Below are 12,656 nucleotides of genomic sequence, written 5' to 3'. Positions count from 1 at the left end.
GACAAACCATGGGATTGCTAGTTATTACGACGCTGCTATGGGCAGCATCTTTTAGTTTAATTGGTGAATATTTAGCTGGCCAGGTTGATAGTTGGTTTGCCGTTTTAGTTCGTATTGCGCTGGCGGCGCTAGTTTTTTTACCTTTTCTACGCTGGCGTGGCTTGTCATTGAAAATTATTTTACTTTATATGCTAGTGGGTGCTTTTCAGCTAGGCATTATGTATCTATTTGTTTTTCAAGCATATAACTATCTTAGCGTAGTCGAATTTTTACTCTTTACCGTGTTGACCCCGCTTTATATAACGTTATTTTATGATCTATTGGTAAGACAACATTTACGCTGGGGATACTTGTTTAGTGCAATGTTGGCAGTGATAGGTGCCGCTATCATTCGCTATGATCATTTGAGTGGATCTTTTTGGCTAGGGTTACTTTATGTGCAGTTGGCGAATATTTTCTTTGCAATTGGCCAAGTTGGTTACAAAAGAATAATGGAAATTTATCCAATCCCACAGCGGCAAGCCTTTTCATGGTTCTATATCGGCGCCTGTATGGTGGCATTATTCGGTTGGATGATATTTGGTGATGTAAGTAAATTACCCATGACAAAAATACAGTGGGGCGTTTTAATTTGGTTGGGGGTGGGCGCTTCCGGTATTGGCTATTTTATGTGGAATTATGGTGCGACACAGGTAGATGCTGGCACTTTGGCCATTATGAATAATATGTTGGTACCAGCCGGCTTATTGGTTAATTTTGTCATTTGGCAGCAACATCCCAATTGGCTTAGCTTTATTTTAGGTAGTAGTTTACTATTGTTATCACTTTGGGTGCATCGACATTGGCTCTATCGATCGACTTTACGCAAGGTAAATTAAGTGCTAACGATTGGATCCAGCCAGGCGGAAATTAGCACTAGCTTTTAAATGAAATTTGCCCATCTAACAGCGATGGGCAATAATGATTAACCACCAAAAAATTTATCTTTTAGTAATTTCATACCAATCGACGTTAAATCTAATTTTTCCGGTATTTTGCCATCCGGGGTTGCTGTATTAACTAATTTAGGCAAATACTCAGCAATTAAGGAAGAAGTTTGTTCTGAATTTAAACCGACTTTACTGGCGAGGGTAGAAATATTACTTGCGCCAAATATTGAGCTAATTTGCTCCATACTTACGGGTAAGTTCTCACCTGAACCTATCCAGGATTGAATAATTCCACCAAATCCTTGTTGTTCAAATTTCTCAATTAAGCCACGTATGCCACCTTGTGTTTCAATCCAGCTTAAAATATTTTTATATTGATTAAATTTTTCACCACCAACCATACTGGTAAGTTGATCTAAAAATCCCATGATAACCCCCTTGCAACATAAAAATTGGTTAAACGATTCGTATCTTCCAACCTTTAAATTTAACAAGGTTAGAAATTATTAAAATTTTTGCTAGTCTTACGTTAATAATAGTGAGTGATAAGCTAAAAATACAATAAAAGCCTAAAAGATTTACCAGATCCTTTTATTTAATCAAGTGATTTTTATTTATTAAAAATACGATATGATCAAATTAGCATAAATAATTTGATCATATTTTTAAGTAAAAGCCGCTTTTCTTTTTTGTTTTAAATGATCCTTATCATTAAAAACTGATCATTTTATTATTAAATTAATGGATTAAATAAATTAAAAATACAATATGGTGTAATTATGTCTGATGTTTTTCATTTAGGACTCACTAAAAATGATTTACAAGGTGCAACAATTGCTATTGTACCCGGCGATCCAAATCGGGTAGAAAGGATTGCCAAATTAATGGATAATCCGGTATATCTGGCATCGCTACGTGAATTTACCTCCTGGCGTGCTGAACTTAATGGTAAACCAATTATTATTTGTTCAACCGGCATTGGTGGCCCCTCTACTTCAATTGCCGTTGAAGAATTGGCGCAATTAGGAATACGTACTTTTCTTCGTATCGGCACTACCGGCGCCATTCAAAAAAATATCAATGTAGGGGATGTACTCATTACAACTGGCGCGGTACGCCTAGATGGTGCCAGCTTACATTTTGCCCCTTTAGAATACCCTGCCGTAGCGGATTTTAATTGTACCAATGCGCTTTATGAAGCTGCTAAAGCAGCAGGGATCACAACCCATGTTGGTATTACCGCTTCTTCAGATACTTTTTATCCTGGTCAGGAACGTTACGATACTTATAGTGGTCGGGTTGTTCGTCGATTTCGCGGATCGATGGAAGAATGGCAAAAGATGGGAGTGATTAATTATGAAATGGAGTCGGCCACCTTACTGACTATGTGCTCTAGCCAAGGATTATCAGCAGGTATGATAGCCGGTGTGATTGTTAACCGGACACAACAAGAAACGCCTGATGAAATTTTATTACGCCAAACTGAAGGAAATGTTTTAGGGATCGTTGTTGATGCGGTGCGCCGGTTATTGAATTAATAAATACTACCTGTTTTGCTACTTTATTTGATAAAACGAGTATAACTTTTTGTTATTTTTATAAAATTAGGATAAATTTATTTTATTATATATTTTTATTTAATCGCGGTTTTTATTCGTCTTAAGTAATATTCGTTTTATTTTTTATTATCGTAGGTATTCAATAAGCTTTATTTTGATCAATTAACGGCTAATTTTCTTATTTCGTTTTTTTTAGTAAACCAATTAATGTTAACTGGCGGATAATAGCATAGAATAAAATAACTTAAATTTATCATTTTATAAGTTAAACTTGTCGCATTATTATATTTCAAGCTGACAATAATTTACATTATTGCCGACATAATAACGAAGGATTAACTGTAATAGGAATAATAAATTGACTTTGTCTGAGATTATTAATGTTATTACCGAATTTTCCCGTCATCATCAAATATTAGCTATTATTATTGTTTTTATATTAGCTTTTGGCGAATCGTTAGCCTTTATTTCTCTATTGTTACCAGCAACAGTAATTTTGCTTGGTTTAGGTGCATTAATTGGTGATAATGGACTTGCTTTTTTACCGATATGGTTTGCTGCCGCTTGTGGTGCTTTTTTGGGTGATTGGTTGTCTTATTGGTTTGGTTTTCATTATAAGAACAGTGTACGCCATATGTGGCCAATTTCTCGTCGTCCTGAAGTGCTCGATCGGGGTCATCGTTTTTTTGACCGTTGGGGAGTATGGAGTGTTTTTCTTGGCCGTTTTCTAGGCCCCTTAAGGGCGGTAATTCCCTTAGTAGCAGGTATTTGTGCTATGCCTAAACATTATTTTCAGCTGGCTAATTTACTTTCTGCCATGATCTGGGCATTTGCTATTTTAGCGCCAGGGGCATTTGGTTTATCTTGGCTTGCTCAGTGGATGGGGTAAAACAGTCGTTAAATTTCAGCCTCACGCAGTTGGTTGACCAAAATAAGCAAATTTTATTCTGGACATTTATACAGTAGACCACTAAGTTACTTTATAAAATAAAGACTATTTTAAGGAAACCCAGGTGGATATTCAGTTATTATATGCAATTATTGGATTTCTTACCGGCACACTCTTTGGTGGCAGTTTGATCTGGCTAGTTATTGCGCAGAAAATGAATAAAAAAGAGTCGGAATTGCGCGACTTTTATAGTATTCAGGCTTGCTATGAGGAAAAAATCGCCCACCTCGAATATTGGAAAATTGAGTGTGAACAACGTGAGCAAGAATTGAGATCACAAAGGGAAATTAATCGTAATCAAGAAGTTGAATTACGTGAAGTGATGACACGGCTTGAAGAGACACGACTGGCTTTTGAAGAGAAACAGCGGCTGTTACTTAATAGTGAGCAGCGGTTAAATGTTCAATTTGAGAATTTAGCCAATCGTATTTTTGAACAGAATGAACGTCGCGCTTCTGAGCAGAACCGTCAGAGTTTAATTGCACTATTAACACCTTTCCGTGAACAACTGGACGGTTTTCGCCGTCAGGTACATGAAAGTTTTAGTCAGGAAGCGCGTGAGCGTCATACCCTAGCGCATGAAATTCGTCAGCTTCAGCAGTTAAATGCAGAGATGGCAAAAGAAACGATTAATCTGACTAAAGCGCTAAAAGGGGATAATAAAATTCAGGGCAATTGGGGAGAGACAATTCTTTCTCGCATATTGGAGGCTTCTGGGCTAAGGCAGGGGCATGAATTTGAAACTCAAGTCAGTATCAATACCTCCAATAGCCGTTATCAGCCGGATGTGATTATTCGTTTACCACAAGGTAAAGATGTTGTAATCGACGCTAAAATGTCTCTGACAGCTTATGAGCACTATTTTAATAGTGAAGATGAGCAGCAGCGAGCTACGGCATTGCGGGGGCATGTTAATTCTGTGCGTAACCATATAAAAGAGCTTGGACGAAAAGATTATCATCAATTAAATGGATTAAGATCGCTAGATTATGTATTAATGTTTATTCCACTCGAACCCGCTTATTTGATTGCTTTACGTGAAGCCCCTGACCTGATTGACGAAGGGTTGAGAAATAATATTTTACTGGTTTGTCCTTCAACCTTATTGGTGGCAGTACGCACTATTAATAATTTGTGGCGCTATGAACGACAGAGTCAAAATGCGCAAGTCATTGCTGAGCGTGCCGCTAGAATGTATGACAAAATGCGATTATTTGTCGATGATATACAGGTTTTGGGTCAGAGTTTGAGCAAAGCACAGCTGAATTATCAATCGGCGATCAAAAAATTAGCGGAAGGAAAAGGTAATTTGATTAGTCAGGCGGAAAGTTTAAAAGAATTGGGAATAGAAGTGAAACGTCCGATTGATACTGAATTTAGCAAACAAACTGCTAAATCATAATTAACAAAAATCGGTAGATCGTAAATAAGTGCTTGCGATAAACATGATTACACTTTCGATTATTTTAATGATTAAATGAGCGTGAATATGGTAGATCCAATTAAAGAAACCACTGATTTTGGCTTTCGTAAAGTAGCCAAGGATGAGAAAGCGAATTTGGTTGCTGCTGTTTTTCATTCGGTGGCCGCGAAATATGATCTTATGAACGATCTTATGTCATTAGGGATCCATCGAATCTGGAAACGTTTTACGATAGAAGCTAGTGGCGCACGCCGCGGGCAATATATTTTAGATCTGGCGGGTGGGACTGGCGACTTGACAGCTAAATTTGCTAAAATAGTTGGCGAAAAAGGTGAGGTTGTTCTTGCTGATATCAATGATTCTATGCTGAAGATGGGGCGAGAAAAGCTCCGTGATCGGGGTATTGTTGGTAATGTTAATTATGTCCAGGCTAATGCTGAAGAACTGCCTTTCCTTGATAACTACTTTGATTGCATTAGTATTTCTTTTGGGCTGCGCAATGTTACTGATAAAGATAAAGCACTTAAATCAATGTTTAGGGTGTTAAAACCTGGCGGTCGTTTATTAGTATTAGAGTTTTCAAAACCCATTTTACCCGCATTAACTAAAGCTTATGATGCCTACTCTTTTCATATTTTGCCACGCGTTGGTCAAATGATAGTTAATGATGCCGATAGCTATCGCTATCTAGCTGAATCTATTCGCATGCATCCAGATCAGGACACGTTAAAAGCAATGATGGAGTTAGTCGGGTTTGAACAAGTTTCCTATACCAATATGACTGGTGGAATTGTTGCCCTACATAGAGGGTTCAAATTTTAAAATGGCTACCTCGTCAACGAAAAGCGATTCAACAATACCTGTATTACATGCGGCAGCAGCTTCCTTTTTACAGAACATGTTGAATAAATTTTTTTATCGGGAAGTGGCGTTGAAATCAGCCAGAATAAGGTTGATTGGCAAAGTGTTGGCGATTAATTTAAAAGAGTTATCTCAACCATTAATACTTATCTTCTCCGAGCAACGAGTTGATGTCGTAAATCAGTGGCCTACACCGGCAGATTGTGTGATAAAAACGGCGTTTGTAACGCTAGTGCAGCTTAAAGATAAACAACAACTTTCAACGCTTATCAACGATGGCAAGATTGTTATCGAAGGGGATATGCAAATTGTGCAGCATTGGTCAGCATTGCTTGATGCTGCGCAATGGGATCCCGCTCATTATCTTGCTCCTTATGTCGGTAATGTCCTTGCCGAAGGGATGAGCCGCTGGGTGAAAAAAGGTTTAATTGGAATAAATGGTTTGTTATATCAACAAAAAAATCATTTTAAAGATGTATTGGTGGAAGAATGGCGAATGTCTCCTAATACATTGGAAGTGCTAAGTTTTGCTGATAAGGTTGAGAAAGTGGCAGCGGATATTGCAAAACTGGAACAGCGTTTGGCTAAATTGGAGGAAAAATATGAGACCGGGAGAGATTAAACGGCTCTATTTTATCGTTCGAGTATTTCTAAATTATGGTTTAGATGAACTCATTCCCAAAATTAAATTTACTTTACCACTAAGGGTTGGACGCCATTGTTTATTTTGGTTATCAAATAAGCATAAAGACAAAGCCCTTGGTGAACGCTTACGTTTAGCTTTACAAGATTTAGGCCCGGTTTGGATTAAATTAGGTCAGATGCTATCTACTCGTCGCGATCTTTTTCCCACTATAATTTCTGACCAATTAGCATTATTGCAAGATAAAGTTGCTAGTTTCGATGGCCGATTGGCTCGTCAACATATAGAGCAGTCATTAGGTGGCTCTCTTGAAACCTGGTTCGATGATTTTGATGAGGAGCCCTTGGCCTCGGCCTCAATTGCCCAAGTACATACGGCAAAATTAAAACAGAATAATAAACAAATTGTAATTAAAGTCATTCGCCCAGATATATTACCTATTATTAAAGCCGATATAAACTTGATGTATCGGCTGGCTAATTGGATCCCACTTTTACCTGATGGAAGGCGTTTACGTCCGCGGGAAGTTGTTCGAGAGTATGAAAAAACATTAATTGATGAATTAAATTTGTTGCGTGAGGCAGCAAATGCAATCCAATTGAGGCGTAATTTTGAAAATAGTTCCATGCTTTATATTCCCGAAGTCTATTCAGACTACTGTCGGGAGAATGTGATGGTTATGGAGCGTATTTATGGTATTCCTGTTTCTGATATTGACGCGTTAAAGAAACAGGGAATTAATATGAAGTTATTAGCTGAGCGCGGGGTAAAAGTCTTTTTTACCCAAGTTTTTCGCGATAGCTTTTTTCATGCTGATATGCATCCTGGTAATATTTTTATCAGTCGAGAGCAAACTGAGGATCCACAATATATCGGTATTGATTGTGGTATTGTCGGTTCGTTAAATAAAGAAGATAAACGTTATTTGGCAGAAAATTTTATCGCCTTTTTTAATCGTGATTACCGGAAGGTAGCTGAATTACATGTCGATTCGGGTTGGGTACCAGCTGATACTAATGTAGAAGATTTTGAATTTGCCATTCGAACAGTATGCGAGCCAATTTTTGAGAAACCACTGGCAGAAATTTCTTTTGGTCATGTTTTATTCAATTTATTCAATACCGCCCGTCGTTTTAATATGGAGGTTCAGCCTCAATTAGTGTTACTGCAAAAAACCTTGATCTATATTGAAGGCTTGGGAAGGCAGCTTTATCCACAACTAGATTTGTGGAAGACAGCCAAACCTTTTCTTGAAGATTGGCTACATCGGCAAATGGGATTAGCGGCGATTATTAGTGCATTTAAGGAAAAAGCACCCTATTGGGCAGAAAAAATGCCAGAAATTCCTGATCTTATTTACGGAGCGCTTAAGCAACATAAATATTTACAAGATAGTATTGATAAATTCTCTGTCCAGCTACAAGGCCAACAAGTAAAGCAAAGACAAGGCCAATATTTACTTGGAATTGGCGCAACTTGCTTGATATCTGGTACTTTATTGCAGATTTTCGATTCAAAAATTGCTGCCATTGGGTTTATCTTTTTCGGTATAATTGCATGGGGTGTGGGATGGTATCGTACAGGTAAAATTGGCTAAAGTTTGTCTTTAAACAAATTTATCTTAGGATCTGTATGTATCTTACATAAAATTAGTTGTTTATAATGAAATTATACATAGTTGAACCTAATTTCGTAGAGGTATATATCAATGGGAACAACAATTGCTATGGCTACATTTGGTAGTCCCGGTCAGCTTCTTATTATTGCTTTATTGGTTGTTTTAATTTTCGGTACTAAGAAATTACGCTCACTCGGCTCAGATTTGGGGGAGTCATTAAAAAACTTCAAAAAAGCAATGAGTGATGATCATAGTAAAACTGATGATAGTAACAAAGCAGAAAAACAGCAGGCTGATGCAGACTTTAAACCGAAAAACATTACTGAAAAAACAACCATAAGTCAGACAAAAGAAACGGCTGAAAATAAAAAAAATAAAGAGTAGGTATGAACCGTGCTTGATATTGGTTTTAGTGAACTGCTATTGGTTATGATTATTGGCTTGGTGGTTCTTGGTCCAGAGCGTTTGCCGATCGCCGTTAAAACGGTTGCCGGTTGGATACGTGCGTTGCGCTCATTGGCAGCTAACGTTCAACATGAACTCTCGCAAGAGTTAAAATTACAGGAATTGCAGGAAACGTTGAGGAAGGCAGAAGAAAAAGCACAATTACAAGACCTTTCGCCGGAACTTAAGCAATCGATGGAAGAATTGCGAGAATCTACTGAGTTATTAAAGAAAAATTATCAATCATCCAACAGTCGTATTGAAGAAGAATTGGCAAAAGTAAAAGCATTTACCAGTGATCTGGAAGAAAATAGCGCAGGTAAAATAGATGAAGAAATGCCTATAACCGCTAATAAACAACGTCAGCCAGCGCAGACTGATCAGTTGGTAACTGAATCAGACCGCCGCCCTATTAAAAATAAAAAAGCACTCAAATTCCCTGCCCAGGAAGTAAAAAAGCACTCTGATCAAACTAACGGTGAAAATTAGTCTATGTCTATTGATGATCCACAACCACTTATTAGCCATTTAATTGAATTACGTAGACGTATTCTTTATAGTTTATTGACTGTTGCAGTGGTTTTTCTTGCCCTAGTCTATTTTTCCAATGATATTTATCATTTAGTTGCTGCACCATTGATTGAACAGCTACCGGTTGGCTCTCGCATGAGTGCAACCGATGTGGCATCAACTTTTTTTACCCCCATTAAACTTACGTTTATGGTGGCGGTATTTATTTCTATTCCAGTGATCTTATATCAGTTATGGGCTTTTATCGCGCCAGCACTTTATAAGCACGAGCGGCGCTTAATGTTGCCTTTACTGGTCTCCAGTAGTGTACTTTTTTACTTAGGGATGCTTTTTGCCTATTTTGTTGTTTTCCCTTTAGCATTTGGTTTTTTTGTAAAAACCACACCAGAAAGTGTTAATTTCATTCCTGATATCAGTAAATATCTCAGCTTTGTCATGACACTTTTTATGGCATTTGGTGCGGCCTTTGAAGTTCCTGTTGCCATTATTCTTCTTTGCTGGACAGGTGTTACAACTCCAGATTTGTTAAAACGTAAGCGTCCTTATATTATTGTTGGTGCTTTTATTGTCGGTATGTTTTTGACTCCACCAGATGTGTTTTCTCAGACCCTATTGGCAGTACCAATGTATTTATTATTTGAATTAGGCTTGTTGTTATCACGCTTCTATGTTGGTAAAGGACGCAAGGCGGCTGATGATAAAAATTCTGATCAAATAATAGAATAAAGAGCTATTTTCCTAATCCTAATTAATTACTTTTTTTAAATTGTTTATTATCTATTAGCTTAGCTATATTTTGGTTAAGAATGTTAAGTAGAATAATTGAACGATTTTCACCGTCAGGTTCGGAGTAAATTGCTTTTAGGCCTTCAAAAATACCTTCAGTAATAATAACAGTATCACCTGCTACCGGTGTCTTTGCTGCAACAATTTCAGGTTTAGTGGCGGACTTTAACTCGTTAATAATATTATCTGGTACGATCACAGGATAGAGACCAAATCGAATAAAATGGCTAACACCTCTGGTTGAGCGTATCGTTGTAGTATGGATCTCTTCAGGATCAAATTTTACGAAAAGATAGTTGGGAAATAACGCTTCTGTAACGGTGATGCGCTTGCCGCGCACTATTTTTTTTATTTGAGCTTCTGGTGTTAAGCAGATAACATGCTGTCTTTTTAAATTTTTTATTGCTCGCTCTATTTGCCCACGCTTACAGTAAAGAAGATACCAATTTTCCATGTTATGGCTCAAAAATAAAATTACACTTTATTACTATATCAAATTATAACTTATTATGTAGTTAAAACTAACAGCATTAATTCTCTGTAATTTGGGTAACATAGTTTTACATGATAATTAAAAAATAAAAGGTAATGATAGATGGATATATTTCTTCTCAGTAATGGTCGACTAACCACCAGTTCTCAATGGCTAAATTATGCTACAACACAATTACAAGAAATGTTTCAACGCCGACAGATCCGTAAAGCAGTATTAGTCCCTTATGCTGTTTTACGCGGTGATCATGATCAGCGTGCCTCGGAGCTTAGTCAATCATTAGGTATCGAAGTGGTTTCAATTGCCCATTTTGAATCGCCAGTAAAAGCAATTGAATCAGCAGAATGTATTTTAGTTAGTGGAGGCAATACCTGGTGGTTGAATAAATGCCTGCATGAAAATGGACTGATCGTGGCTATACAACGCGCTGTTTTTGAACGCAATATTCCCTATATTGGCTGGAGTGCTGGATGTAATGTCGCTACGCCTAGTATAAGAACAACCAATGATATGCCAGTATCTAATGCGGTTGTAATGCCCTCGTTGGGGCTATTCCCAATACAAATTAATCCGCATTATATTGATACTCGTATTAGTGGACATATGGGAGAAACTAGAGATGATCGTATTGCTGAGTTTTGTGTCATCAATCCCCATGAAATTGTTATTGCTTTACGGGAAGGCAGTGGCTTACAAATTAAAGATAGGGAACTACATTATTTTAGTGGGAAAAATGAAGGTTTTAAGATTTTTCAGTATAACCAACATTTTCCAGAACAATATGATACCAAAATATTAAAAAAATGGGTTCCTTATTGCTGTATCTAAGTTTACTGTTCAATTTAAAAGGCTTACTAATCTTAACGAATTGAACCTTTATTGGTAACCTTCTTAGAACAATTTATAATGAAGTTCCAACAAATTAAAAAGTAGAAAATATATAATGAAATACCGTGATCTCAAAGATTTCATATCATTATTAGAACAAAAAAAAGAGCTGAAGCGAATCAGCCGTGAAGTCGATCCTTATTTAGAAATGACAGAAATAGCGGATAGAACTCTGCGAGCGGGTGGGCCGGCACTATTATTTGAAAACCCAAAGGGTTTTACTATGCCAGTTCTATGCAATTTGTTTGGTACCGTTGAACGGGTTGCAATGGGAATGGGACAAGAAAATATCCAAGCATTACATGAGGTTGGCAAATTATTGGCTTTCCTTAAGGAGCCGGATGCGCCGAAAGGATTTACTGATTTAATTGACAAACTACCAAAGTTTAAACAAGTGCTTAATATGCCAACTAAAAGGTTAAAGTCGGCCGCCTGCCAAGAACAGATTTGGCAAGGTGACGATGTTGATCTGTTTCGTCTTCCTATAATGCATTGTTGGCCAGAAGATGTTGCACCATTAATTACATGGGGATTAACGGTTACTCAGGGACCTTTTAAGGCGCGGCAAAATTTAGGTATCTATCGACAGCAACTATTAACTAAAAATAAGCTGATTATGCGTTGGCTATCTCATCGGGGTGGGGCATTAGATTTTCAAGAGTGGTGTAATAAATATCCAGCTAAACCTTTTCCGGTAGCGGTAGCCTTAGGGGCTGATCCTGCCACAATTTTAGCTGCGGTGACACCCATTCCAGATACCCTTTCCGAATATGCATTTGCTGGATTATTACGCGGACATCGTTCAGCGGTGGTAAAATGTATTTCTAATGAGCTTGAAGTGCCGGCAGGGGCAGAAATTATTCTAGAAGGTTATATTGATCCTGCAGAATTTGCCCCCGAAGGGCCTTATGGAGATCATACCGGCTATTATAATGAAGTGGATAAATTTCCAGTCTTTACAGTTACCCATATAACTCAACGTAGTGATGCTATTTATCATTCAACCTATACCGGTCGTCCTCCTGATGAGCCTGCTATTTTAGGTGCTGCGTTAAATGAGGTTTTAGTCCCTATATTACAAAAACAGTTTCCAGAAATTGTTGACTTTTATTTACCTCCCGAGGGCTGTTCTTATCGACTTGCTGTGGTGACTATCAAGAAACAATATGCTGGGCATGCTAAGCGCATTATGATGGGAGTTTGGTCTTATTTACGGCAATTTATGTATACAAAATTTGTTATTGTCTGTGATGAAGATATTAATGCTCGTGACTGGAATGATGTTATTTGGGCAATTACAACCAGGATGGATCCTGCACGAGATACCGTTATGATGGAAAATACCCCGATCGATTATCTTGATTTTGCGTCACCCATTTCAGGTTTAGGTTCAAAAATGGGACTTGACGCAACCAATAAATGGCCGGGTGAAACACAAAGAGAGTGGGGTCGTCCAATCGTTATGACAGAAAAAATAAAAAAACGGATAGATGAAATTTGGCATGAATTGGATATTTTAAAATGATGAGAGG

Annotated in this window: 14 protein-coding genes; 12 read left to right on the top strand and 2 right to left on the bottom strand. The window is 37.6% G+C overall.

What is annotated here, in order from left to right; all coding sequences use genetic code 11:
* Window positions 1–8: 8 nt before the first annotated feature.
* Window positions 9–878 carry a carboxylate/amino acid/amine transporter gene (locus tag LDL57_RS13260; protein ID WP_225505913.1) on the top strand — a complete coding sequence of 290 codons (870 nt, stop codon included), beginning with the start codon at window positions 9–11 and terminating at the stop codon, window positions 876–878.
* A gap of 86 nt (window positions 879–964) precedes the next feature.
* Here LDL57_RS13260 and LDL57_RS13255 read toward each other — a convergent pair whose 3' ends face one another.
* Window positions 965–1,357: a YidB family protein gene (locus LDL57_RS13255; protein ID WP_180559510.1), complete on the bottom strand. Its 393-nt coding sequence runs from the start codon at window positions 1,355–1,357 to the stop codon at window positions 965–967.
* Between the two features lie 351 nt (window positions 1,358–1,708).
* Between LDL57_RS13255 and udp the strand changes: the two genes are divergently transcribed.
* The 9 genes from udp (at window position 1,709) to tatC (ending at window position 9,683) form a co-directional block, all read left to right on the top strand.
* The gene (gene udp / locus LDL57_RS13250) at window positions 1,709–2,467 is read left to right on the top strand and encodes a uridine phosphorylase (RefSeq protein WP_225505911.1); all 759 of its coding nucleotides are present in this window, start codon (window positions 1,709–1,711) and stop codon (window positions 2,465–2,467) included.
* Between the two features lie 379 nt (window positions 2,468–2,846).
* Window positions 2,847–3,377: a DedA family protein gene (locus tag LDL57_RS13245; protein WP_180559511.1), complete on the top strand. Its 531-nt coding sequence runs from the start codon at window positions 2,847–2,849 to the stop codon at window positions 3,375–3,377.
* Between the two features lie 124 nt (window positions 3,378–3,501).
* Window positions 3,502–4,839: a DNA recombination protein RmuC gene (gene rmuC / locus LDL57_RS13240; RefSeq protein WP_180559512.1), complete on the top strand. Its 1,338-nt coding sequence runs from the start codon at window positions 3,502–3,504 to the stop codon at window positions 4,837–4,839.
* Between the two features lie 87 nt (window positions 4,840–4,926).
* Complete coding sequence (gene ubiE / locus LDL57_RS13235) at window positions 4,927–5,682, top strand: bifunctional demethylmenaquinone methyltransferase/2-methoxy-6-polyprenyl-1,4-benzoquinol methylase UbiE (RefSeq protein WP_180559513.1); 756 nt, start codon at window positions 4,927–4,929, stop codon at window positions 5,680–5,682.
* A gap of 1 nt (window position 5,683) precedes the next feature.
* Entirely contained in the window at window positions 5,684–6,343 is a 660-nt protein-coding gene (locus LDL57_RS13230) for a ubiquinone biosynthesis accessory factor UbiJ (protein ID WP_180559514.1), read from the top strand.
* Window positions 6,324–7,961, top strand: coding sequence for a ubiquinone biosynthesis regulatory protein kinase UbiB (gene ubiB / locus LDL57_RS13225; protein ID WP_225505909.1), 1,638 nt, complete (start codon window positions 6,324–6,326; stop codon window positions 7,959–7,961). The genes LDL57_RS13230 and ubiB overlap by 20 nt, the downstream gene beginning before the upstream one ends.
* A 111-nt stretch (window positions 7,962–8,072) precedes the next feature.
* Entirely contained in the window at window positions 8,073–8,366 is a 294-nt protein-coding gene (tatA, locus tag LDL57_RS13220) for a twin-arginine translocase TatA/TatE family subunit (protein ID WP_180559516.1), read from the top strand.
* 9 nt (window positions 8,367–8,375) lie between these two features.
* Window positions 8,376–8,915, top strand: a complete 540-nt coding sequence (gene tatB / locus LDL57_RS13215) for a Sec-independent protein translocase protein TatB (RefSeq protein ID WP_180559517.1) — start codon at window positions 8,376–8,378, stop codon at window positions 8,913–8,915.
* Between the two features lie 3 nt (window positions 8,916–8,918).
* Window positions 8,919–9,683 carry a Sec-independent protein translocase subunit TatC gene (gene tatC / locus LDL57_RS13210; RefSeq protein ID WP_180559518.1) on the top strand — a complete coding sequence of 255 codons (765 nt, stop codon included), beginning with the start codon at window positions 8,919–8,921 and terminating at the stop codon, window positions 9,681–9,683.
* A gap of 22 nt (window positions 9,684–9,705) precedes the next feature.
* On the opposite strand, the gene rfaH is transcribed toward tatC, so the two are convergent.
* On the bottom strand, window positions 9,706–10,197 hold the full coding sequence (gene rfaH / locus LDL57_RS13205) for a transcription/translation regulatory transformer protein RfaH (protein ID WP_180559519.1): 492 nt from the start codon (window positions 10,195–10,197) through the stop codon (window positions 9,706–9,708).
* A 141-nt stretch (window positions 10,198–10,338) separates the two neighbouring features.
* On the opposite strand from rfaH, the gene pepE reads away from it, so the two are divergent.
* On the top strand, window positions 10,339–11,064 hold the full coding sequence (gene pepE / locus LDL57_RS13200; protein WP_180559520.1) for a dipeptidase PepE: 726 nt from the start codon (window positions 10,339–10,341) through the stop codon (window positions 11,062–11,064).
* 115 nt (window positions 11,065–11,179) lie between these two features.
* On the top strand, window positions 11,180–12,649 hold the full coding sequence (gene ubiD, locus LDL57_RS13195) for a 4-hydroxy-3-polyprenylbenzoate decarboxylase (protein WP_180559521.1): 1,470 nt from the start codon (window positions 11,180–11,182) through the stop codon (window positions 12,647–12,649).
* Window positions 12,650–12,656: the final 7 nt, after the last annotated feature.

Source organism: Arsenophonus apicola, from assembly GCF_020268605.1.
GTDB lineage: Bacteria > Pseudomonadota > Gammaproteobacteria > Enterobacterales > Enterobacteriaceae > Arsenophonus > Arsenophonus apicola.
The sequence above is the reverse complement of the archived record's forward strand: the minus strand, read 5'-3'. Positions and strand labels throughout refer to the sequence as shown.